The 23,152-nt window shown below is 62.3% G+C and carries 20 protein-coding genes and 1 tRNA gene; 11 read left to right on the forward strand and 10 right to left on the reverse strand.

Annotated elements, in window-relative coordinates:
* The first annotated feature begins 56 nt into the window (after positions 1 to 56).
* Positions 57 to 1,274 carry a lytic murein transglycosylase gene (locus tag DMO26_RS09825; protein WP_162894787.1) on the forward strand — a complete coding sequence of 406 codons (1,218 nt, stop codon included), beginning with the start codon at positions 57 to 59 and terminating at the stop codon, positions 1,272 to 1,274.
* Positions 1,275 to 1,367: 93 nt separating this feature from the next.
* Positions 1,368 to 2,621, forward strand: coding sequence for an SGNH/GDSL hydrolase family protein (locus DMO26_RS09830; protein WP_162894788.1), 1,254 nt, complete (start codon positions 1,368 to 1,370; stop codon positions 2,619 to 2,621).
* Positions 2,622 to 2,748: 127 nt separating this feature from the next.
* Here the strand turns inward: DMO26_RS09830 and DMO26_RS09835 are convergent, their stop codons facing one another.
* The 4 genes from DMO26_RS09835 to gltB are packed head-to-tail and all read right to left on the reverse strand — an operon-like array spanning position 2,749 to position 9,680.
* A complete protein-coding gene (locus tag DMO26_RS09835; RefSeq protein WP_117191867.1) occupies positions 2,749 to 4,203 on the reverse strand; it encodes a glutamate synthase subunit beta in 1,455 nt (484 codons plus the stop codon).
* A gap of 21 nt (positions 4,204 to 4,224) precedes the next feature.
* The gene (locus tag DMO26_RS09840; protein ID WP_264319353.1) at positions 4,225 to 4,599 is read right to left on the reverse strand and encodes a type II toxin-antitoxin system VapC family toxin; all 375 of its coding nucleotides are present in this window, start codon (positions 4,597 to 4,599) and stop codon (positions 4,225 to 4,227) included.
* Between the two features lie 20 nt (positions 4,600 to 4,619).
* A complete protein-coding gene (locus DMO26_RS09845) occupies positions 4,620 to 4,889 on the reverse strand; it encodes an antitoxin (protein ID WP_226951247.1) in 270 nt (89 codons plus the stop codon).
* Positions 4,890 to 4,946: 57 nt separating this feature from the next.
* Positions 4,947 to 9,680 carry a glutamate synthase large subunit gene (gene gltB / locus DMO26_RS09850; RefSeq protein WP_117191870.1) on the reverse strand — a complete coding sequence of 1,578 codons (4,734 nt, stop codon included), beginning with the start codon at positions 9,678 to 9,680 and terminating at the stop codon, positions 4,947 to 4,949.
* A 472-nt stretch (positions 9,681 to 10,152) separates the two neighbouring features.
* Between gltB and DMO26_RS09855 the strand changes: the two genes are divergently transcribed.
* Positions 10,153 to 11,205: a threonine aldolase family protein gene (locus tag DMO26_RS09855; RefSeq protein WP_117191871.1), complete on the forward strand. Its 1,053-nt coding sequence runs from the start codon at positions 10,153 to 10,155 to the stop codon at positions 11,203 to 11,205.
* Between the two features lie 185 nt (positions 11,206 to 11,390).
* Here DMO26_RS09855 and DMO26_RS09860 read toward each other — a convergent pair whose 3' ends face one another.
* Positions 11,391 to 12,236, reverse strand: a complete 846-nt coding sequence (locus tag DMO26_RS09860) for a LysR family transcriptional regulator (RefSeq protein ID WP_117191949.1) — start codon at positions 12,234 to 12,236, stop codon at positions 11,391 to 11,393.
* Positions 12,237 to 12,324: 88 nt separating this feature from the next.
* Here DMO26_RS09860 and DMO26_RS09865 point away from each other — a divergent pair, with 88 nt between their 5' ends.
* Positions 12,325 to 13,323, forward strand: a complete 999-nt coding sequence (locus tag DMO26_RS09865) for a bile acid:sodium symporter family protein (RefSeq protein ID WP_117191872.1) — start codon at positions 12,325 to 12,327, stop codon at positions 13,321 to 13,323.
* A 97-nt stretch (positions 13,324 to 13,420) separates the two neighbouring features.
* On the opposite strand, the gene DMO26_RS09870 is transcribed toward DMO26_RS09865, so the two are convergent.
* The gene (locus tag DMO26_RS09870; protein WP_117191873.1) at positions 13,421 to 13,900 is read right to left on the reverse strand and encodes an Hsp20 family protein; all 480 of its coding nucleotides are present in this window, start codon (positions 13,898 to 13,900) and stop codon (positions 13,421 to 13,423) included.
* A gap of 893 nt (positions 13,901 to 14,793) precedes the next feature.
* On the opposite strand from DMO26_RS09870, the gene DMO26_RS09875 reads away from it, so the two are divergent.
* On the forward strand, positions 14,794 to 15,783 hold the full coding sequence (locus DMO26_RS09875) for an alpha/beta fold hydrolase (protein WP_117191950.1): 990 nt from the start codon (positions 14,794 to 14,796) through the stop codon (positions 15,781 to 15,783).
* An 8-nt stretch (positions 15,784 to 15,791) separates the two neighbouring features.
* On the opposite strand, the gene hisN is transcribed toward DMO26_RS09875, so the two are convergent.
* Positions 15,792 to 16,568 (reverse strand): histidinol-phosphatase, encoded by a 777-nt coding sequence (gene hisN, locus DMO26_RS09880; RefSeq protein WP_117191874.1) that lies wholly within the window; start codon positions 16,566 to 16,568, stop codon positions 15,792 to 15,794.
* Positions 16,569 to 16,965: 397 nt separating this feature from the next.
* Complete coding sequence (locus DMO26_RS09885; protein WP_117191875.1) at positions 16,966 to 17,853, reverse strand: N-formylglutamate amidohydrolase; 888 nt, start codon at positions 17,851 to 17,853, stop codon at positions 16,966 to 16,968.
* Positions 17,854 to 18,037: 184 nt separating this feature from the next.
* On the opposite strand from DMO26_RS09885, the gene cpdR1 reads away from it, so the two are divergent.
* Positions 18,038 to 18,400 carry a response regulator CpdR1 gene (cpdR1, locus tag DMO26_RS09890; protein WP_037077221.1) on the forward strand — a complete coding sequence of 121 codons (363 nt, stop codon included), beginning with the start codon at positions 18,038 to 18,040 and terminating at the stop codon, positions 18,398 to 18,400.
* Between the two features lie 160 nt (positions 18,401 to 18,560).
* Positions 18,561 to 18,635 (forward strand) — tRNA-Val (locus tag DMO26_RS09895).
* A gap of 131 nt (positions 18,636 to 18,766) precedes the next feature.
* Here DMO26_RS09895 and DMO26_RS09900 read toward each other — a convergent pair.
* Entirely contained in the window at positions 18,767 to 20,065 is a 1,299-nt protein-coding gene (locus tag DMO26_RS09900) for a glycosyltransferase (RefSeq protein WP_117191876.1), read from the reverse strand.
* A gap of 110 nt (positions 20,066 to 20,175) precedes the next feature.
* On the opposite strand from DMO26_RS09900, the gene DMO26_RS09905 reads away from it, so the two are divergent.
* The 4 genes from DMO26_RS09905 to DMO26_RS09920 all read left to right on the forward strand — a co-directional run bounded on the left by DMO26_RS09905 (position 20,176) and on the right by DMO26_RS09920 (position 22,883).
* Positions 20,176 to 20,862 carry an FkbM family methyltransferase gene (locus tag DMO26_RS09905; protein ID WP_117191877.1) on the forward strand — a complete coding sequence of 229 codons (687 nt, stop codon included), beginning with the start codon at positions 20,176 to 20,178 and terminating at the stop codon, positions 20,860 to 20,862.
* A gap of 116 nt (positions 20,863 to 20,978) precedes the next feature.
* A complete protein-coding gene (locus DMO26_RS09910; protein WP_117191878.1) occupies positions 20,979 to 21,884 on the forward strand; it encodes an FkbM family methyltransferase in 906 nt (301 codons plus the stop codon).
* A gap of 231 nt (positions 21,885 to 22,115) precedes the next feature.
* Positions 22,116 to 22,469, forward strand: a complete 354-nt coding sequence (locus tag DMO26_RS09915) for a hypothetical protein (RefSeq protein WP_117191879.1) — start codon at positions 22,116 to 22,118, stop codon at positions 22,467 to 22,469.
* A gap of 174 nt (positions 22,470 to 22,643) precedes the next feature.
* Positions 22,644 to 22,883: a hypothetical protein gene (locus DMO26_RS09920; RefSeq protein WP_117191880.1), complete on the forward strand. Its 240-nt coding sequence runs from the start codon at positions 22,644 to 22,646 to the stop codon at positions 22,881 to 22,883.
* Positions 22,884 to 22,963: 80 nt separating this feature from the next.
* Here DMO26_RS09920 and DMO26_RS09925 read toward each other — a convergent pair whose 3' ends face one another.
* Positions 22,964 to 23,137 carry a DUF1328 domain-containing protein gene (locus tag DMO26_RS09925; protein ID WP_117191881.1) on the reverse strand — a complete coding sequence of 58 codons (174 nt, stop codon included), beginning with the start codon at positions 23,135 to 23,137 and terminating at the stop codon, positions 22,964 to 22,966.
* Positions 23,138 to 23,152 lie beyond the last annotated feature (15 nt).

Below are 23,152 nucleotides of genomic sequence, written 5' to 3' on the forward strand. Positions count from 1 at the left end.
CCGCATGCCACTCTCGCCGTCAGGCTTGGTTAAAAGAAGACTGGACACGACTGCCGATGAAAATGTTTCGCATCAATCTCCTGCGCGGAGCCTTTCTTTCCCTGGTTGCCGGGCTGACCGCGGCCATGCCGATAGATGCCCGGGCAGATGTCGGTTTCAAGGCATGGATCGTAAAATTCTATGATACGGCCGCCAAGGGCGGCATCACCCGCACCACCTATGAACGCGCTTTCGCGGGCATTTCCGAGCCCGACCAGGACGTACTCGACAAGGCGAATTTTCAGCCGGAATTCAAGTCGCGCATCTGGGACTATCTCGATTCTCGCGTGAACCCCTATACCGTCAGGATCGGCCGCGAGATGGCCGCCAGGCACGGTTCGACGCTGGCCGCGTTGGAGCGCCATTTCGGCGTCGACAGGAACATCCTTCTCGCCATCTGGTCTATGGAGTCGAATTACGGCGCGGCACTCGAAAAGCCGGACCGCCTGCACCATGTGCCGCAGGCGCTGGCGACGCTTGCGTGGGGCGACCCCAAGCGTGCGAAATTCGCCCGCACCCAGCTGATCGCGGCGCTGAAGATCTTGCAGTCGGGCGACATCACGCCGAAACAGCTGACCGGTTCCTGGGCCGGCGCCATGGGCCACACTCAGTTCATTCCGACGAGCTACCTGCTCTATGCGATCGACGCGGACGGCAACGGCAAGCGCGACATCTGGCATTCCGTGCCGGATGCGCTGGCCACCTCCGCCAACCTGCTTTCGAAGAACGGCTGGACCACCGGCAAGACCTGGGGTTACGAAGCCGTGCTGCCGGCCGGCGCCGAGAAATACGAAGGCCAGACCAAGACGCTGGCGCAATGGGCGGCGCTCGGCTTTGTGCGGCCGAACGGCAAGGGTTTTCCCCGCGGCGCGGACCGGGCCACGCTGAAGCTGATGGCGGGTGCCGAAGGCCCGGCCTTCCTGATGCTCGCCAACTTCTTCACCGTCAAGAAATACAACGCGGCCGACAGCTACGCGCTCGCCGTCGGGCTGCTCGCCGATGAGATCGCCGGTGTCGGCGGCGTGCAGCAGCGCTGGCCGCGCCCGGAAGGCACGCTCGACATCAAGGAAAAGTTCGAGCTGCAGCACCGCATGAAGGAACTCGGTTACTACGAGGGCGAGGTCGACGGCAATTTCGGCTCCGGATCGAAGGCCGCCATTTCGGCGATCCAGAAGCGGCTCGGCATGCAGCAGAGCGGCGAGCCCTCGCAACAGCTTCTCAAGGCTTTGCGTTGACAGGCAAGGCCTGACGGGAAAGCATTGACGGGCGAGCGTGGCGCTCCACATCGTCTTTTCGAATGGCTGCCGGAAACATCGGGCGGTGGAGGCATGAAGGTTTTGCGCGATATCGGCGAACGGAAGAGTTGGGCTCGCTGGGGCTTTACGCTCCTCGCCTTGCTGCTTGCCCTGTGGTTCCAGCCGCCGCCAGCCGTCGCCCAGGAGCCTCCACCGCGCCGCAACCTCCTCGACATGCTGTTCGGCGGGCCGCGCTACGAACGGCGTTATGATCGCAACGACCAGTACGATCCCAACCAGCGCTACGAACGCCGCTACTACCGCGACGGCTCGATCGTCGACGTCCCCACCCGCCCGCGCAACCGCTCGACCGGGCGCGCCGCCGCGCCGCCGCGCCCGCAGGCGCCCGTCGTCCCGGAAGCGCCCGAACCGGTCGCCAAGCTGGAGACCGCCCGGCAGGTCCTGGTGGTCGGCGATTTCATGGCAGGCGGCATCGGTTCGGAACTCGAGGCCGCCTTCGCAACCTCGCCGGGCGTAGCGGTGACCGAACGCAGCGACGGCTCGTCGGGTCTCGTCCGCAAGGACCATTTCGACTGGCCGGGGCAACTGCCCGGCATGCTGGACGAGGTCAAACCCACCGTCGTGGTGATCATGCTCGGCGCCAACGACCGCCAGCAGATGACGACCGGCGACAATGCCAAGGAGAAATTCCGCAGCGACGCCTGGTTCAAGGAATACGAGGGCCGCGTCGCCGAACTCGTCAAAGTCGTCACCGCCCGCAAGCTGCCGCTTCTCTGGGTCGGCCTGCCGTCCTTCCAGTCGCCTTCGATGATGGCGGATGCCGCGACGCTCAACGCCATCTACCGGAACCAGGTGGAGAAGGCAGGCGGCGAATTCGTCGACGTCTGGGAAGGTTTTGTCGACGAGGACGGCAAGTTCGTGATCACCGGCTCCGACGTCAACGGGCAGCAGGTGCGCCTGCGCGGCTCGGACGGCATCACCTTCACCAAGGCCGGCAAGAAGAAGCTCGCCTTCTATGTGGAAAAACTCGTCCGCCGCCATCTCGGCGAGATGGCGAGCCCCGACCTCGTCAAGCTCGACGGTTCGAACCTGCCGCCCCTCGCCTCCCTTCCGCCCTCGCCGACCGGACAGACGGTGCCCACCCATCCGATCAGCCTTTCCGATCCGGAACTCGACGGCGGCAAGGACCTGCTCGGCGCCGCGCCGCTGCCTGTTATCATGATGGAAACGCCGCGCGACAAACTGGTCAAGCGCGGCGAACTCCCCCCGGCACCGGCCGGGCGGATCGACGATTACCGTGTGTCGGGCGCTGCCGCGACGCGGTAGTTGGAGCGGAAGCGGGCCTCGGGGAGCTTATTCAATAAACAGGAAGCGGATTCGCCCCCTGCCGGCATCTTCTCCCCGCAAGCGGGGGAGAAGATGAGGTACAATTTGGCGTGGGCCAGAAACTGCCTTACCGCGGCAGGACCGAGCTTCCCATCAGCGCCTCGTCGATCGCGCGCGCCGCCTGGCGGCCCTCGCGGATCGCCCAGACGACCAGCGACTGGCCGCGGCGCACGTCGCCCGCCGTCCAGAGCTTGTCGACCGAGGTCTTGTAATCGCGCTCGTTGGCGACGACGTTGGTCGAGCCGCGGCGGTCGACATTCAGCGTCAGCTTGCCTTCCAGCTCCGTCAGCACGCCCTCCGTCAGCGGACCGGAAAAGCCGATGGCGATGAAGGCGAGATCCGCCTTGATGATGAATTCCGTGCCGGCGATCGGCTTGCGGCGCTCGTCCACCTCGCAGCAGCGCACGCCGGTCAGATGACCGTCCTCGCCGACGAATTCGAGCGTCGCCACCTGGAATTCGCGCACCGCGCCTTCCGCCTGGGAGGACGAGGTGCGCATCTTGGTGGCCCAGAACGGCCAGACGGCGAGCTTGTCTTCCTTTTCCGGCGGCTGCGGGCGGATGTCGAGCTGCGTCACCTTGACCGCACCCTGGCGGAAGGCCGTGCCGACGCAGTCCGAAGCCGTGTCGCCGCCGCCGACGACGACCACGTGCTTTGCCCCGGCAAGAATCGGATCGGCCGGCCATGCGACGCTGTCGATGTTCTCGCGGCCGATGCGGCGGTTCTGCTGCACCAGATAAGGCATGGCATCGTAGACGCCGTGCAATTCGACGCCGGGAATGCCGGCCGGGCGCGGGGTCTCCGAACCGCCGCAATAAAGCACCGCGTCATGCTCGGAAAGAAGCGTCTCGACGGCGAGGTCCACACCGACATTGACGCCGGTGTGGAACGTGACGCCTTCGCCCTTCATCTGCTCGACGCGGCGGTCGATGAAATTCTTTTCCATCTTGAAGTCCGGAATGCCGTAGCGCAGCAGGCCGCCGGGCTTCGACTCGCGCTCGTAGACATGCACGTCGTGACCGGCGCGGCCGAGCTGCTGGGCGGCCGCCATGCCGGCCGGGCCGGAACCGATGACCGCAACCTTCTTGCCGGTGTGGACGGTCGCCGGCTGCGGCGCGATGAAGCCGAGTTCGTACGCCTTGTCGGCGATCGCCTGCTCGACCGTCTTGATGGCGACCGGCGCGTCTTCCAGGTTCAGCGTGCAGGCCTCCTCGCAGGGAGCGGGGCAGACGCGGCCGGTGAACTCCGGAAAATTGTTGGTGGAGTGGAGGTTGCGGATCGCCTCCTCCCACTTGTTGTTGTAGACGAGGTCGTTCCAGTCCGGGATCTGGTTGTGAACCGGACAGCCGGTCGGGCCGTGGCAATAGGGAATGCCACAGTCCATGCAGCGCGCCGCCTGCTTGGTGACCTCCGCATCCGACATCGGGATGGTGAATTCGCGGAAATGGCGGATACGATCGGAGGCCGGCTGATACTTGCCCACCTGCCGGTCGATCTCAAGGAAACCCGTTACCTTGCCCATGTCTAAACCCCTACTCCGCCGCTATCGCAGCCAGTTCTCGATCTTCAATCCCGGCACGCGGGAAAACTCACTCTCGTTGTCCGTCACAAGCACCGCATTCAAGGCGAGTGCATGTGCAGCGATCAGCATGTCCATGTCGCCGATCGGTTGTCCGCTGCGGCTGAGACTATCTCTCACAGCAGCATAGTGGATATCGGCCGGCGCCTCCCAAGGCAAAACCTCGAAATCGGCCAAGACCGCCTCAACCAATTTTGTCAGACGCTCCGAGCCCTTCTTGGCAACGCCGTATCTCAATTCGGCAGCGACGATGATGCTTGTTTTGAGATCACCATCTTCAAGAACCGCTATCCGTTCGCCAGCTTTACCGCCTGGGTTTCGGATGAGATCCGAAATCATGTTGGTGTCGAAGAGATAGCTCACTCGGGAAGATCCAGATCAACCGAACGAAGAGGAAGATCCTCGATATCCGGAAATTCCTCGCCAAGTGGCTCGGCCTGCCGAAGATATGCAACCAGTTCACCCGGCGTCCGTTTCCGTGTTTCAGGACGGATGGTGATGATGCCGTCCACTTCTTGACGGATGACGACCTCATCCCCCGGAAGCTCGAAATCGCTGGGTATCCGCACCGCTCGGCTGCGACCGTTCATGAAGACTCTTGCCTTGCGCTCCTTTGCTACCGGATACATCGCTACCTCCATCTTGTGATATGACATTGTCATATCACAAGATTAGCCAAACTCCAATCATTCCGCCGCAATCCCCATCCGCATGCGTTCCATCTCCACCAGCGCGCGGCGGTATTCGACCGGCATGACCTTGCGGAATTTCGGCCGGTATTCGGTCCAGCGGTCAAGGATCTCCTTGGCGCGGGTCGAACCCGTGTAATGCAGGTGGTTGGAGATCAGCTGGTAGAGGCGCTCCTCGTCGTGGCGCGTCATGTCCTCGGAAACGTCGACACGTCCCTTGTGCATGAGGTCGCCGCCGTGATGGTGCAGCTTCTCCAGCATGTCGTCCTCTTCCGGAACCGGTTCGAGTTCGACCATCGCCATGTTGCAGCGCTTGGCGAACGTGCCCTCCTCGTCGAGCACATAGGCGACGCCGCCCGACATGCCGGCCGCGAAGTTGCGTCCCGTCTCGCCGAGCACGACGACGATGCCGCCGGTCATGTATTCGCAGCCATGGTCGCCGACGCCTTCGACGACGGCGATCGCCCCGGAGTTGCGCACCGCAAAGCGCTCGCCCGCGACGCCGCGGAAATAGCACTCGCCGGTGATTGCGCCGTAAAGCACGGTATTACCGACAATGATCGAATTCTCCGCGACGATCCGCGAGTTCTCCGGCGGACGCACGATGATGCGGCCGCCCGACAAACCCTTGCCGACATAGTCGTTGCCGTCGCCGACCAGATCGAAGGTGATGCCGCGGGCGAGGAAGGCACCGAACGACTGGCCGGCGGTCCCCGTCAGGGTCACATGGATCGTGTCGTCCTTGAGGCCCTTGTGGCCCCAGCGCTTGGCAAGCGCGCCGGAAAGCATGGCGCCGGCCGAACGGTCGACGTTCTTGATCGGCACTTCGATGACGACCGGCTCCTTGCTTTCCAGCGAAGCCTGGGCCTTCTCGATCAGCTTGCGGTCGAGAATGTCGTCGATCGGGTGCTTCTGGCGTTCGGTCCAGTAGGTTGCTTCCTTCGGAGCCTCGACCTTGTGGAAGATCTTCGAGAAATCGAGACCCTTGGACTTCCAGTGGGCGATCATCTCGTCCTTTTCCAGAAGCTCCACCATGCCGATGATCTCGTCGAACCGGGTGAAGCCGAGCGACGCCAGGATCTCGCGCACCTCCTCGGCCACAAAGAAGAAGTAGTTGATGACGTGTTCCGGTGTGCCCTTGAAGCGTTTGCGCAGAACCGGGTCCTGGGTCGCGACGCCCACCGGACAGGTGTTGAGGTGGCACTTGCGCATCATGATGCAGCCGGCGGCGATGACCGGAGCCGTCGCGAAACCGAACTCGTCGGCACCGAGCAGCGCCCCGATGATGACGTCACGGCCGGTCTTGAGACCACCATCGACCTGAAGTGCGATGCGCGAACGAAGCCCGTTCAGCACCAGCGTCTGCTGGGTTTCGGCAAGGCCGATTTCCCAGGGGCTGCCCGCATGCTTCAGCGAGGTGAGCGGCGAGGCGCCCGTACCGCCGTCGAAGCCGGCGACCGTGATATGGTCGGCGCGCGCCTTGGCGACGCCGGCGGCAACCGTGCCGACCCCCACTTCCGAGACAAGCTTGACGGAAATATCCGAAGTCGGATTGACGTTCTTCAGGTCGTAGATCAGCTGCGCCAGGTCTTCGATCGAATAGATGTCGTGATGCGGCGGCGGCGAGATGAGGCCGACGCCCGGCGTCGAATGCCGGGTCTTGGCAACCGTCGCATCCACCTTGTGGCCGGGCAACTGGCCGCCTTCGCCGGGCTTTGCACCCTGCGCCACCTTGATCTGCAGCATGTCGGCATTGACCAGGTATTCGGTCGTGACGCCGAAGCGGCCGGAAGCGACCTGCTTGATCGCCGAACGTTCGGGGTTCTGCGACCCGTCCGGTAGCGGCAGGTAGCGGTCGCTCTCCTCGCCGCCCTCGCCGGTGTTCGACTTGCCGCCGATCCGGTTCATGGCAATCGCGAGCGTCGTGTGCGCCTCGCGGGAGATCGAGCCGAAGGACATGGCGCCGGTGGAGAAGCGCTTGACGATGTCGACCGCCGGCTCCACCTCGTCGATCGAAACCGGCTTGCGGCCGATCGCTTCCGCCGGCTTGATCTTGAAGAGGCCGCGGATGGTGTTCATCCTGACCGCCGTCTCGTTCACCATCTCGGCGAATTCGCGGTACCGGTCCTGGCTGTTGCCGCGCACGGCATGCTGCAGCGTCGCCACCACGTCCGGCGTCCAGGCATGGCTTTCGCCGCGCATGCGATAGGCATATTCGCCGCCGATATCGAGCGTCGAGGCCAGAACCGGATCCTTGCCGAAGGCCGCATGATGGCGAGCAACGGTTTCCTGGGCGATCTCTTCGAGGCCAACGCCTTCGATCGAGGTCGCAGTGCCGAAGAAATACTTCTCGACCAGTTCGGACGACAGGCCGACCGCGTCGAAGATCTGCGCGCCGCAATAGGACTGATAGGTCGAGATGCCCATCTTGGACATGACCTTGAGGATGCCCTTGCCGACCGCCTTGATATAGCGGTAGACGATTTCGCTCGCATCCACTTCCTTCGGGAACTCGCCGCGCATGTGCATGTCGGTCAGCGTATCGAAGGCGAGATAGGGGTTGATCGCCTCCGCGCCGAAACCGGCAAGACAGCAGAAGTGATGGATCTCGCGCGGCTCGCCGGATTCCACGACGAGGCCGACCGAGGTTCTGAGACCCTTGCGGATCAAGTGATGGTGCACGGCGGCCGTCGCCAGCAGTGCCGGGATGGCGATCCGGTCCGGCCCGATCTGGCGGTCGGAGAGCACGATGATGTTGTAGCCGCCCTTGACCGCCGCTTCGGCGCGCTCGCACAGCCGGTCGAGCATTTCCGGCATGCCTTCGGCGCCGCGCTCGATGTCATAGGTGAAATCGAGCGTCTTGGTGTCGAACCGGTCCTCGGTATGGCCGATCGAGCGGATCTTTTCCAGATCGCCATTGGTCAGGATCGGCTGGCGCACTTCCAGGCGCTTGGCGTTCGCCGCACCCTCGTGATCGAGGATGTTGGGGCGCGGGCCGATGAACGACACCAGGCTCATGACGAGCTCTTCGCGGATCGGGTCGATCGGCGGGTTGGTCACCTGCGCGAAGTTCTGCTTGAAATAAGTGTAGAGCAGCTTCGACTTTTCCGACATGGCCGAGATCGGCGTATCGGTGCCCATCGAGCCGACCGCTTCCTGCCCGGTCGTCGCCATCGGCGACATCAGGATCTTGGTGTCTTCCGACGTGTAGCCGAAGGCCTGCTGGCGGTCGAGCAGCGAGACGTCGCGGCGTAGCGCGCGCGGCTCCACCGGCTTCAGGTCTTCGAGGATCAGCTGGGTGCGGTCGAGCCACTTCTCGTAAGGATGCCTGGTCGCAAGCTGCGACTTCAGCTCGTCGTCCGAGATGATCTGCCCCTTTTCCATGTCGATCAGCAGCATCCTGCCGGGCTGCAGGCGCCACTTCTTGACGATCTTCTCTTCCGGCACCGGCAGCGTGCCGGCTTCGGAGGCGAGAATGACGCGGTCGTCGTCGGTGACGAGGTAACGGGCCGGGCGCAGGCCGTTACGGTCGAGCGTCGCGCCGATCTGCTTGCCGTCGGTGAAACAGACGGCAGCCGGGCCGTCCCACGGCTCCATCAGGGCAGCATGGTATTCGTAGAAAGCCTTGCGTTCCTTCGACATGGACTGGTTGCCGGCCCAGGCTTCCGGGATCAGCATCATCATCGCATGGGCGAGCGAATAACCGCCGCGCACCAGGAATTCGAGCGCGTTGTCGAAACAGGCTGTGTCCGACTGTCCTTCGTAGGAGATCGGCCAGAGCTTGGAAATGTCGTCGCCGAAAAGCGGCGAGGACACCGATGCCTGGCGCGCCGCCATCCAGTTGACGTTGCCGCGCAGCGTGTTGATTTCGCCGTTATGGGCGACCATGCGGTAGGGATGCGCGAGCTTCCAGGACGGGAAGGTGTTGGTCGAGAAACGCTGGTGGACGAGCGCAACCGCCGTCTCGAACCGTGGGTCCGAGAGGTCCTTGTAATAGGCGCCGACCTGATAGGCCAGGAACATGCCCTTGTAGACGATGGTCGAGGAGGACAGCGAAACCGGGTAGAAGCCGGTTTCTTGGCCGCCGAACTGGTCGTAGATGCGGTTGGAGATGACCTTGCGGACGAGGAAGAGCTGACGCTCGAACTCGGCGTTGGTCGCGGCGTCCCGGCCGGCGCCGATGAACACCTGCAGGTGATAGGGCTCGGTCGCGGCGATATCGGGCGCCTTGGACAGCGAGGAATTGTCGACCGGCACCTCGCGGAAGCCGAGGAACTGCTGCCCCTCTTCCGCGATCGTCTCGACGATCACCTTCTTGAAATGCTCGATCTGCTCGGCGTCGCGCGGCAGGAAGAAGTGGCCGACCGCATATTCGCCAGCCTTCGGCAAGGTAACGCCTTGGCTCGCCATCTCCTCGCGGAAGAAGCGGTCGGGAATCTGCACGAGAATGCCCGCGCCGTCGCCCATCAGCGGGTCGGCGCCGACAGCACCGCGATGCGTCAGGTTTTCGAGGATGAAGAGGCCGTCCTTGACGATCTGGTGCGACTTCTTGCCCTTCATATGGGCGATGAAACCGACGCCGCAGGCATCATGCTCGTTCGCCGGGTGGTAAAGGCCCTGGGCGGCCGGCACCCCGGAGGCCACGAATGCCCCGGCAGGAGAAACGCACGCTTTCGTCTCTGCAAAGACTTGGGGCTCGGCGCCGGACATCTCGGAGATCATCTTCGTCATCGTCATTCCTCCTGTTGGCCGCGCATCGCGCGGGCAAAGTGGCTCTCTTTTATTTCCATGGAATGACATGGCTACATGCCATCCCTCACTCATGCGATGGCGCCGCGCCGGCGCGAATTACAGCTTTGCAGTGCAACATAACCCGGATCGGCGTCGGCGTCAGCGGGAAAGCGAACCTTGTTAAGCTTTCCTTTCCCGAAATTAGGACAGCACTTCTGTCCTAATTCGTATCTTCTATGACACAGATACAAAAGCTTAACAAGGGGAGAGCTGCCATTAATTTGGCGGTCGCGCGACAGGAGATTGCCATCGGCCCTACCGCCGTGAAATTTAATTACGCATCGAGGCCGCCGTCATTTCGATGATTGCCCCTTATATAGGTCCGCCGCGGCTTGTCGCCTTTCCCGTTGATTACGGCCTTAAAACCCTTAATGTCGCCTCGCTTTTCAAAAACCTCCCAAGGTGTCCTTTCATGTTTTTCGCTTCCGACAACTGGGCTGGCGCCCATCCCGCCATCAATGAACGTCTTTCCAGGGAATCGACCCGGTTCGCCGCCGCCTATGGCAACAGCGATCTCGACAAGGCGGTGGAGAAGCGCTTCAACGAAATTTTCGAACGTGACGTTTCCGTTTATTTCGTCTCCACCGGCACCGCTGCCAACTCGCTGTCGCTTGCCAGTATCGCCCGCATCGGCGGCGTCGCCTTCTCCCATTCGGAAGCGCATGTGATCGAGGACGAATGCGGTGCGCCGGACTTCTTCTCCGGCATGCGCATGGTTCCGGTCGAAGGCGAAAACGGCAAGATCGATCCGGCAAAGCTCGCCGCCGGGATTGCCGGCTTTCCGCAGGATTCGCTGCATCACGGCCGCGCCGCTGCCGTCACCCTCACCCAGGCGACCGAACTCGGCACCGTCTATACGCCGGATGAGATTGACGCGCTGACGGCGATCGCCAGGCAAAACGGCCTGCCGGTGCACATGGATGGTGCCCGTTTCGCCAACGCGCTCGTCGCCCTGGGCGTCTCGCCGGCCGAGATGACCTGGAAGCGCGGCGTCGACATCCTCTCGTTCGGCGGCACCAAGAACGGCTGCTGGTGTGCGGAGGCGATCGTCTTCTTCAATCCGGACCTCGCCAGGGAATTCGCCTTCATTCGTAAGCGCGCCGCCCAGCTCTTCTCGAAGACCCGCTTCATCTCGGCCCAGTTCGACGCCTATCTCTCGGATGACCTGTGGCTCGGCATGGCAAGGCACGCCAACACGATGGCGGACCGCCTGCGCGCCGGCATCCGCTCGCAAAACAGCGCCCGGCTCGCGTGGGACACGACCTCCAACGAGGTCTTCGCCGTGCTGAACAAGGCTTCCGCCCAAGCCGCCGAAGCCAGGGGCGCAAGATTCTACGGCTGGCCGACCCCGCTCAACATGTCGGAACCGGTGAAGGACGACGAGACGCTGATCCGCCTCGTCACGTCCTTCGCGACGACGGAAGAGGATGTCGATCAGTTTCTCACTATTTGCAAAGCGGATTGAAAAACGAAGGCGGGTGCCACGCTCTCCTTTCTCCCCCCTTGCGGGGGAGATGTCACCGGAGGCGACAGAGGGGGGTGGTTCAACAAATTCTATCGAAGAATACGCTGAACCACCCCCCTCCGCCTACCGGCACCTCCCCCGCAAGGGAGGAGGACGGATCACCGCACCGCCCATCACACCATTCCCTACGGCGCAATCTGCGCCACGATCAAGTTCGACAGCGCCTCCACCAGCGCCGCATCCGCCCCACGTCTCGGCACCAGCACGAATTCCACATCCTCCAGCACCGGCAGCCGTTCGGCCGGGATTTCCTTCAAGCCCGCCGGCGCCATGCTGCGCGGCTGCACCAGCACGCCCATGCCGGCCCGCGCTGCGGCAGTCAGGCCGCTCAGGCTGCCGCAGGTGCAGACGATCCGCCACGCCATCTTCTCCCGGTCGAGCGCTTCCTGGGCTACGCGCCTTGTAATGGAAGGTGGTGGAAAGGCGATCAGCGGCAAGGCATCGCCGCGCGACAGCACGTGGTCCGGATCGCGGGCGAGCCAGACCAGCGGTTCGCGATAGAGCAGCCGCCCCTGCGTCTCGCCGACATGTCGCTTGGCGAGCACGAGATCAAGGTCGCCGACATCCTGCATCTGATAGAGCACTGCGGAGAGCGCCACGGTGAGTTCCAGATCGACCAGCGGATAAAGCCGGATGAAGTCTTCCAGTATGGACGTGAGCCGACTCGCCACCACGTCCTCCGAAACGCCGAGCCTCAACCGCCCGCGCAGCCGGCTTTCGCCGAAAAGCGACGCCACCCTGCCGTTCAGATCCAGCATGCCGCGGGCATAACCGAGCAGCGCCTCACCCTCGGCCGTCAGGCGCACCTGATGCGTGTCGCGAAAGACGAGCTGCCGCCCGAGCGCTTTTTCCAGCCGCTGGATATGCTGGGTGACGGTGGACTGACCGATACCGAGCCGCACGGCGGTTTCGGTGAAACTGCCCGTCTGCTGCAGCATGACGAAGCTGTTCAAATGCGCGAGGTTCAGCATCGCCATCGACTTTCGTGATAACTGTTAGTGTTTGCATTCTGCTTTATGATAAGCGATGGGTAAATCCTCCAATCGAGGAATCCGCCCCATGAGCCGTTTTCTGCCGGACCGTTTCACGGTCTTCCTTGTCTGCACCGTCATTCTCGCCTCCGTCCTGCCGATCCACGGCGTTTATGCGGAATGGTTCGGGGTGGCGACCGACATCGCCATCGGCCTCCTGTTCTTCCTGCACGGCGCCCGCCTGTCGCGGGACGTCGTGGTGGCGGGCATCCTGCACTGGCGCCTGCACCTGGTGATCCTCGCAGCCACCTTCGCAATCTTCCCGATCCTCGGCCTGATGATCGGCTTCATTCCGGAAGACATCCTGGCGGCGCCGCTTTACGCCGGCATCCTCTTCCTCTGCGTGCTGCCCTCGACCGTGCAGTCCTCGATCGCGTTCACCTCCATGGCGGGCGGCAACGTGCCGGCAGCAATCTGCGCCGCCTCCGGCTCCAACATCTTCGGCATGTTCCTGACGCCGCTATTGGCCGGGCTGCTTCTGTCCACCACCGGCGACGGCGGCTTTTCCTGGGATGCGCTGGAGAGTATCCTGCTGCAGTTGCTTCTGCCCTTCGTCGTCGGTCAGATTCTGCAGCCCTGGATCGGCGGCTGGATACGCTCGAAGAAGAAGATCCTCGCTCCGGTCGATCGCGGCTCGATCCTGATGGTCGTTTATCTCGCCTTCTCGGAGGCCGTCATGGAAGGCCTGTGGCACACGTTCTCGGCGCTCGATATCGGCGTCGTCATCCTCATCGACATGGCCCTGCTTGCCGCCGTGCTGTGCATCACCATGTTCGGGGCGCGTCTCCTCGGCTTCAACAAGGAAGACGAGATCACCATCACCTTCTGCGGTTCCAAGAAGTCGCTGGCGAGCGGCGTGCCGATGGCGAACGCCATCTTCGCTCACCAGTCGTCGTCGATCGGCGCCATCGTTCTGCCGCTGATGCTCTTCCACCAGATCCAGCTGATGGCCTGCGCCGTCATCGCCCAGAAATATGCCGGCCGCCTGAAGCGCAACGACGCCGCGGCAGCGCCGGCAGCAGCCTGACGAAGACAACAAAAAACGGCCCTTCCCCCAAGTGGAAGGGCCGCCGACTCGGCTTGCAATCGTCGGCTGGCCGCTCGCGCGGCGCCGGCGCCGAGGATTAGTTGACCTGCTGCGGGGCGACCTGAGCCTCGATCGTCTTCGGAGCGACGGCTTCTGCAGCGATCGCGATGCGACGGGGCTTCATGGTTTCCGGAATATTCCGGACCAGATCGATATGAAGCAGGCCGTTCTTCAGCGAAGCCTGCTGGACTTCGACATGGTCGGCGAGCTGGAAGCGGCGCTCGAAGGCGCGCTTGGCGATGCCGCGATAGAGGAATTCGCTCTCTCCGGCGGCTTCTTCTTCGCTCTTTTCACCTTTCACCGTCAGCACGTTGGCATGGGCTTCGAGGCTCAGTTCCTTTTCATCGAAACCGGCGACCGCCATGGTGATGCGGTAGGTGTTCTCCCCGGTCCGCTCGATATTATAGGGCGGATAGCTGGGGGTCTGGTCGGCCGGGCCGCGGCTGTCGAGCAGATTGAAAAGGCGGTCGAAACCGACGGTGGACCGGTAAAGGGGGGAAAAATCGACGTGACGCATGATGTCCTCTCTTGAAGCGACGTTGCGGTTTGGTTTGGCCTTCGGCAACCCTTTGTGGCGATGCCGGAGCCCTTCGGCGGACCCATATTGGCGCCCACATTACCAAGATGGGAATTGCATTTTCCGGCTTCAAGACCTTGGTTCGAGAAACCGTTTTCGTGCCTGAACCGTATATGAACGGCAGGTTCGGGCGGCGTTCAGGCATCCCCTGTTAGAACGAAACTCATTGGAAGGCAGATTGCTCTTCAAGACTGAAGCCCATTCGTCCCTTCGCTTCAGTCTTTGGCTGCCGGAACCGAGCGACACCCCCGTCCCGCCGGTTCCGGCCTTTTTTGCCCTTCCGATGCCTGCCGCCTCGGCACGCAATAAGAGAGACAATCCTTTGACGCTCGCGTGACGCGGGTGTGACGCACCTTTGATTAACGCTGTCCTACTGGAGAGCATTCATGGATATCAAACTTTTCCTGATAGGATCAGGCCTGATCACAGCACTTTGGATCGCGGGCATCGCGGCGATTCTCCACAGCTTCTGGCCTTAGACGGCTGGACGGATAAGACGGTTAAAGGGTAGATCCTGGCACCGGCCTCATCCGTTCTCCCCGCCTGATTGGTCAAAGCCCGTAGCCGATAGACTTCCCACACCTCCCTATGGCGAGAAAGAAACGTCAATCGTTCCGGCGAATGACGCTGCTGTGACGCGCCTTGGTTATGATCGGTGATGCAAACCTCCTCCTGTCGGTTCGCCCACCGATCGTCGCACGGATTACCCCATTGTGCGGCGATCGGTATCCTTTTCACCGGCCGCCGACTGGCCGCCACCAGCCGCGCTTTTCTTCTTTTCCCTTGGCGTCTTTTCCCTTGACGTCGCGCCGCCGCTCATGTCGCTTGGGTTCATGAGCGAAGCGGCAGATTCCACGGACGACATCCTCCACCCGACCCCGAACAACCCGGCGCCGGATAATTATACGGCCGGTTACTTCACCGGCCATCGCGGTACGAAATTGCGCTACGGCCTGTTCCGGTCGCACGTCTCGCCGGCCGCCGGCACCGTCGTTCTCATGCAGGGCCGCAACGAATTCATCGAAAAGTATTTCGAAACCATCCGCGATCTGAATGCGCAAGGCCTCTGGGTCGCGACCTTCGATCTGCGCGGCCAAGGCGGTTCCGAGCGTCTGACGAAGAACCCCAGGAAAGGCCATGTGCGGCGCTTTTCCGATTATGAGCGCGATCTGGAAATCTTCCTCGAGCACATCGTGCTGCCGGATGGCCGCCTGCCCTTCTTCCTTGTCGGCCATTCCACCGGCGCGCTGATTGCGCTCTCGGCCGCGCCGCGCCTGTCGAACCGCATCCACCGTATGGCGCTCAATGCGCCCTATGTCGCGCTATCAGGCCAGGGCGTGCCCGAAGGAGTGATCCGCGCCGTCTCCGGCCTCGCCTCCTGGACCGGTTTTGGCCGTATGCAGCTCGGCAAGGACATGAGCCGCCGCCCTTTCGAAGGCAATCCGCTCACCTCCGATCCTGCCCGCTTCCGGCGCAATGCGGAGATCATCGCCGCCCATCCGGAACTGACGATCGGTGCCCCGACCGCCCGCTGGCTGCATGAGACGTTCAAGGCCATGAGCCGCGTTTCGAACCAGACGCACCTCACCCGGATCACCATCCCGACCCTCATCCTCGCCCCGGTTCTGGACGGCATCGTGCCCTACCGGGCGCAGGAGGAGCTGTCGCGCAATTTCCGCGCCGGCCAGCTCGTCACCATCAACGGTGCCCGCCATGAGCTTTTCCAGGACCGGGATATCTATCGCGCCCAGGGGCTTGCCGCCGTCGAAGCCTTCATGCCCGGACAGGACGGCGGTTTCGACCTTTCGGAAACCGCTGCCTGATTCGCGCCTTAGCGGCCGGCAAGCAGCGCCAGCGCTTCCGCATGCACCGCCTTGCTGCCGGCCGCGACGATATTGCCGCCGCCTTCCGGCCGTCCGCCGTCCCAGGTGGTGATGATGCCGCCCGCCTGTTCGATGATCGGGATCAGCGCCCCGACATCATAGGGCTTCAAATTGTTCTCGACGACGAGATCCACATGGCCCGAGGCCAGCAGCACATAGGCATAACAATCGCAGCCGTAACGGAAGAGACGCACCTTCTCTTCCACGGAGCGGTACTTTGCCAGGTCGTCGCCCGTAAAGATATGCGGCGAGGTGGTGAAGAGCGTCGCATTGGCAAGCCTGCCGCAGTCGCGCACGGAGATCTGCTGTTCGCCGTCCGGACCGGAATACCAGGACCGCGCCCCGTCGGCGAAGTAGCGCTCGCCGATGAAGGGCTGGTCCATCAGCCCCATCGTCGCCCGGCCGTTCGACTGGAAGCCGATCAGCGTACCCCAGACCGGCAGGCCGGAAATGAAGGCCCGCGTGCCGTCGATCGGATCGATCACCCAGATATGCTCCCGGTCGAGGCCTATATTCTCGTGTTCCTCGCCCAGAATGCCGTGTTCCGGAAACCTGTCCGTGATCAGCGCGCGGATCGCTGTTTCGGCAGCCTGATCGCCCTCCGTCACGGGGTCGAAACCGCCCGCCAGCTTGTTGATCACCGAAGCGCCGGTGCGGAAACGCGGCAAGGTCTCAGCCCTGGCGGCATCGGCAAGGGCATGAAAGAAGTCGCGATCGGGAAGCATAAAAACCCCTCTTTGAAATGCAGGCCTGTTCTAGAGCAGGCGGCCCGTCCGGAAAACCGCTTTCGGTTATCCACAGGGGCAGAAGACAAATTAAAGGCTGCCCCTGCTTCAAAACCGATCATTTTGGTCAAAAATGATGAAAATTTAATCATCTGAAATACATGCTTGACATTTGTGCAATGCACCGCTACCGTCAGCATACAGTCTTTGACTGTAAATACCCTCCTTGGGTGTTTCCTCCCTAGACTTAGCCGCGCCAAAAGCGCGGTTTTTTTTGCCTGCGATTCTGCTGGGGTATATCCCGCGCAACCAGGCCGCACCGCTCTGGAAACGACACGCAGCAACCGAACCTGAACGATGGGACGCACGCCCCCGAGGCCTGTGGAAAACTGGGGACCTATTCCGCTGCCAGCGCGCCGTCGCGGCTGGAGAAATCGATGACGAAATCCGCCATCTGGCGCATGAAATCGCCGATCGCCGCGGCGACGGCCGGAAATTCCGGCTGCTTAGCAAGCGTCACCTCGTCGACATAGAGGGCGCGGTTGATCTCGATCTGCAAGGCATGCAGGCCCCTCACCGGCCGGCCGTAATGCTCGGTGATGAAGCCGCCGGCATAGGGCTTGTTGCGGACCGCCGAAAAACCCATGCCGTCAAGGATTTGCAGCGCCGCGCGCGAAAGCTCGGCGGAGGCGCTGGTGCCGTAGCGGTCGCCGATGATGAAGTCGGGCCGGATGTCGGAGCCGGAAAGCCTGATATTGCCGGGCATCGAATGGCAGTCGATCAGGATGGCGAGCCCGAAACGCGCATGGGTACGGGCGATCAGCTTTCTGAGGCAGGCGTGATAAGGCTTGTAGATCGCCTCGATGCGCGACATCGCCTCGTCGACCGGCAGTCGCCGACGGTAGATTTCCATGTTTTCCGCGACGATCCGCGGGATGGTGCCGAGCCCGCCCGCAACCCTGATCGACCCGATATTGACGAAGGACGGCAGCGGGCCGTCGAACATCCGCGGATCGAGCTCATAGGGCTCGCGATTGACGTCGAGATAGGCACGCGGAAAATGGGCAAGAAGCAACGGCGCGCCGAGTTCCGGCGCCGCGGCGAAGAGTTCGTCGACATAGTGGTCGGCGGAACGGCGGATGGCGAGCGAATCGAGATTGGTTTCGGCGAGAAAGGCGGGCGGATAGAACCGGCCGCTATGCGGCGAATTGAACACGAAGGGAATGGTCTGCGTGGCGGGTTCCCTCACTTCGAAATGTTCAAAATCACCCGCGTCGCAATCCATCCTGCCTTTACCATGTCACGAACTTGTTCGGAAACCCATGTTGCCAGTTGCCCGACGTGAAGTCCATACTATCTATACCCTACCAAACCCTCTTCCACCCCCATTAAACGGATGTTTACCGTGTGTTGGCAGTGTGAGAGATATCTAAAACTCTTGAAAATTGCATTGGATGACGGTCCCGGAGATGATTCAGAAAATCCTTCTCGCCGAAGACGACAACGACATGCGCCGTTTCCTGGTGAAGGCGCTCGAAAAGGCGGGCTACAAGGTCGCGTCCTTCGACAATGGTGCGAGCGCCTATGACCGGCTGCGCGAAGAGCCATTCTCCCTGCTTTTGACCGACATCGTCATGCCGGAAATGGACGGCATCGAGCTGGCGCGCCGGGCGACCGAACTCGATCCCGATCTCAAGGTCATGTTCATCACCGGTTTTGCGGCCGTTGCGCTGAACTCCGATTCCAAGGCGCCGAAGGATGCCAAGGTGCTGTCCAAGCCCTTCCACCTGCGCGACCTTGTGGACGAAGTGAACAAGCTGCTGGCCGCCTGAGGCGCATGCCGCCCGAAAATGGAGGCCGGTTTCGGGACAACGGCATGCCAGCCAGCACCCAAACGCCTGGAAATGCGGACCTGTCAAAAAAGCTTCGTATTTCTCCTCAAAAACCAGTTGACGGCCCGACCAGTCTATGGTCTATGCGCCGCCATCGGATGGGCGTGTAGCTCAGCGGGAGAGCACTACGTTGACATCGTAGGGGTCACAAGTTCGATCCTTGTCACGCCCACCATCCTGTTTTGAAAAGGCTTTCGGGAAACCGGAAGCCTTTTTGCTTTGGTGGCTTTTGGAGTAGGCCGGAGCTGCGAAATGCAGCGGGGCGGCCGGCACCGGCAAAGGCTGCCGAAGCGCCCGCCCGTTGCTTCATCCCCCGGAAGTCGAAGGTCCGGCCGCCAGCAGCGGATGCTCCCTCAGGCGTTCCTGAAGATAGGCAAGGGCATTCTCCATCGCCGCCGCTGTTTCCTGCGGCGCGGCGTGCGCGGCCTTGACGATCTCGCGCGCGAAATCCTCGTCGGTCACGGCGGAGCGCGCATTGCCGTGGTCAAGCAGGTTTGCCATCGCCATTCCGGCGCTGTGGATGATCAGCTTACGGCCGGCTACCGCATCCTGCACCACGCCGGAGCCCTGCAGACCGTAGACCGATATGTCGTAAGGCAGGAGGACGGCATCCACGGACCGGAAGAGAGCGACGAATGCTTCAGGCGAGATCCTGTCGCCGTGCTTTTCCACGGCGACGCCGCCGCCTGCAGCCTCGAACCGGACGAGCCCGCGATAGACGCCGGCGTCGCCGAAATCCGCATCCGCCCCCTGGATGACGAACTCGATTCGCGGCGAGCCTTCCGCCCGCGCCACGCGCTCCGTGGCTTCGACGATGCCCGCCACCCTGCCGCTCCCCTTTTCGCGCCGGGGCGGACCGAAAATGCCGATGCGATAGGCGTCCCCCGCCTTCTCCGAAAAGATGGAGGGCGCCGGGGCGATGCTGCACGGCAGGTAGAACCCTCCGCGGATATCCCAGCCGAACTCGGTCCGAAGATAGGCCGCCAGTTCCTCCGTCTCGGAATAGAGGACGACCCGGTCCGCCCGCGCTTCGCAGGCCGCCTTGAGGCGCTGCCGGCGGATTTCTTCGTCAGGCTCTCCGAAATCGCCGCCAAGGAAGCGGAGGCTGACGAGCGGCACACCGCTACCCATTCGCCCTGCGAAATCCAGCGCCGCCTCCAGCGTGTCCAGTTCCGCCGTCGGGATGATGATCAGGTCGTCCCGGCCAAGACCGAGCTTCCGGCTCGTTTCGTAAAGCGTGTCCCCCATGAATGCCGCAGGGCGTCCGAACGGCGCCTTCGCCGCCGCAAGTTTCGCCCATGCGACCACCCTCTGCCCGGTACTGCCGTGTCGGGCGCGGGCGTGAAATCGCGCAAGCCTGGTTGCGTCTTCGCCGAAGCGGCCGGCCGCCTCCCCCAGGAAACCGTCATAGGAGGCGCCGGCGAGGAGATGCACGGAATGGCCGGGCAGCAGCGCGGACAAGGCGGGGACCTGCGTATGATGGTGGCCGCGATTGCCGGCGAGCTTCCTTTCGACGATCAGCATCTTGCGCTTCGGAGCCAAGCCGGCAATCCTCTCTTCCTGTGCGGGCGACACCGTCTCTTGTGGCATACCGACCTTGCGCATCTCTCTTAACATCCTGACTTTGGTATCATATAAGGACCTTTCTTGCATTCTGCGCTCGCTTGGGGTAGCGCTTTTGCACCTTAAATTCCAACGATTATGCGGACAGAAACGTGGGCATTCGAACCTGGCTCGGACTGAAGAAGAAACCCGCGTCGCCAGCACGTCCGCCGTTCTGGAATGAAAACAGCTTTTCCCAGCTGCAGCAGGATCGCTGGGCCCTGTCGGAGCTCAACGGCAAGCGCGGCGGCTTCTTCGTCGAAATCGGCGCATTCGACGGAAAACAGCTGAGCAACAGCTATCTCATGGAAACCGAATACGACTGGCAGGGGATCCTGGTCGAGCCCAATCCGGCCTTCGGCGATACCCTTCGCCAGACCCGCAAGGCGGCTCTCTGCACCCAGCCCGTCGACGCGACGAGCGGCAAGTCGGTCACGATGCGTTTCGTTACCGGCCAGCCGGAATTCTCCTCCATGGCCGAGCATGCCTTCAAGGACAAGCATGCCGAAAAACGCCGCCAGGAGAGCGTCGAGGTCACCCAGACGACAATCAGCCTCAACGACATGCTCGAACAGTATAATGCCCCGTCGGTGATCGATTTCATCAGCATCGATACGGAGGGCAACGAACCGGATATCCTGTCAACCTTCGATCTCGACCGTTTCCGGGTCCGCCTGTTCTGCATCGAACACAACAACACGGAAGCCAACGCAAAGCTCGACGCGATGCTGCTGCCCAAGGGCTACGAGCGCGTCTACCGCGACTGGTCCCGGTGGGATGCCTGGTACCGGAAACTCTGAGCAGGCGCCGCCGGCCTCGGGCGCCTGCGGATACGACCGGCCCGCACCGCCTTTCAGGCTGAAGCCCGCCATTCTCCGACCCTCGAACAATCGATCTGCCACCAGGGAAATTTCCGATGCGGGCACTGAAAAAACTGCTCAAGAAAACCCGCGGCCCGGCCCCGAGGGTCTACGCGGACCCGCGTGAACTCGGAAAGGCCGAAATCGTCGTCGAGAGATACCGCGAGATCATTTCCGACCCGCTCAACCTGATGATCGCCAAGGTCCCCGAGGCCGGTTATGTGGACGACAGGAGATGTGTCATCCTTCATAACGGCAACCGGGTGCCCGTCGAGGGCGATCTCGCCTATTACAAGGAATTCAGCGACATCCTGATCCTCAACCGGGGCATTCACGAGCCGCTGGAGGAATACTGTTTCCAGGAGACCCTGAAGAAGATCGGCTCCACCTCTCCCGGCATGATCGAACTCGGCGCTTACTGGGCTCATTATTCGATGTGGTTCATGAAGGCCTTTCCGAAGGGCCGCTGCGTCATGGTCGAGCCGGAAGAGATCAACCTCCGCTGCGGAAAGAACAATTTCGCGATCAACGGCTATTCCGGGGAGTTCATCAAGTCCTTCGTCGGCAACGACAGCTTCCGCATTGATGCCTTCGCCGCCGAGCGCGGGATCGAACATCTCGATATCCTGCATTCCGATATCCAGGGTTATGAAATCCAGATGCTGGAGGGCGCCCGGTCGTTCCTGAGCGACAAGCGCGCCGACTACGTCTTCATCTCCACCCATAGCCAGGACCTGCATTCCGCCGTCGTGGACACGTTGCAGCGTTACGGCTACCGGATCGAGGTATCGGCCGATTTCGCCCGCCAGACGACGAGCCTCGACGGCTTCGTGCTCGCCTCCTCGCCCGATGCCGCGCCCGTATTCGATGCGTTCTCGCCGCTCGGCCGGCTGGAGATCGCAAAGGCGAGCCCAAGCGAGCTGGTGGCCTATCTCGGCACGGTTCCAGGCGCCATAGGCTGAACCTTGAAACGGGATTCCGGAGCCCGCCGATTCTGCCGTCAACCGACTTCGGGATGGCGCTTGGGAACCGCATCGTCCATTGTCCATTAATGTGTGTCCGTTACTTGGCGCGAACAACGTCGCCAATGCCATGAAACCGTTCAAACGCCAGCAAAGGGCACGAATCCATTCGGCTTCTGTTCATGTCTCTTCCAATAGAGTGGGACCAGCCGAAAGTTGAAGGAGGCAAAAATGAAAAGAAAAACTGCAGCAGTTCTGGCATTCGCGATGACCGCCCTCCTGGGCGCGATGACGCTGCCGGCCGTCTCCCAGGCACAGGAGTGGGGCGGGCCGCGCTATGACGAGCGCTTCTACGACCGGAGAGAATTCCGCGACAGGGATTATTATCGGGATGATCGCCGGCGTCCGCGCGGCCCGCTCTGCGGGGCGCGGGAAGCGCTTGCCAAGGCCACCCGCTACCTCAGCGATCCGCGCATCCAGTCGGTCGACCGGCAGTATGTCGTGGTGAACGGTTACGGCCGCCGCGGCGAGTTCAACCGCGTCGTCTTCTGGAACGACGTCGGCTGCCCGCGCGCAGATAAGTAAGCCTTTCGTCATGACGGCCTCGGTGCCCCTTCGCCCGGATGGGCGGAGGGAAATGCCTGGTTCACGCCGCCCATGATCCGAAACGGCACGGCATCGATCGAGATTCTTCACCAGCCGCGCTGGGAGTTTGGTCATATGCATCCCTTATGTTGGCGGGCATCAAGGGAGGCAGGGATGGCGCAGTACAAGAATTCGGAGCATATGGTCCAGGCAAATGCCGCGGCCTTCGACAAGGAGTGGCTGCCGGGCCAGGTCGTCGTCAATGCCGGCATCTATCGATGCAAGGCCTGCGGCGACGAGATCGTCGTCGACAAGGGCGCGGCCACGCCCCAGAGCCACCACAATCATTCCATTCTCGGCCCCGTCGTCTGGAAACTGCTGGTCTTCGCCCAAAAACACCCGCCGCGCAGCTGAGGATCGGGACGCATCATGCTGCGGCCTCGATGGGGCTGTCGCACGAGGACCTTCGGCCGGGCGTGATGCCCGCACCGGGTTCAGAGGATCGCGCTGCCGGCTGCGAATGCCAGCACCAGGAAGATCAGGAAGACGACCAGGAACAGGAAGAAGAGTATTTTCGCAATCCCGGCCGTCGCGGCGGAAATGCCGGAAAAGCCGAGAAAGCCCGAAATCAGCGAGATCACGAGGAAGATGAGAGCCCATTTCAGCATGGAATTTATTCCTTG

This window comes from Rhizobium terrae, assembly GCF_003425685.1.
GTDB classification, from domain to species: Bacteria; Pseudomonadota; Alphaproteobacteria; order Rhizobiales; family Rhizobiaceae; genus Neorhizobium; species Neorhizobium terrae.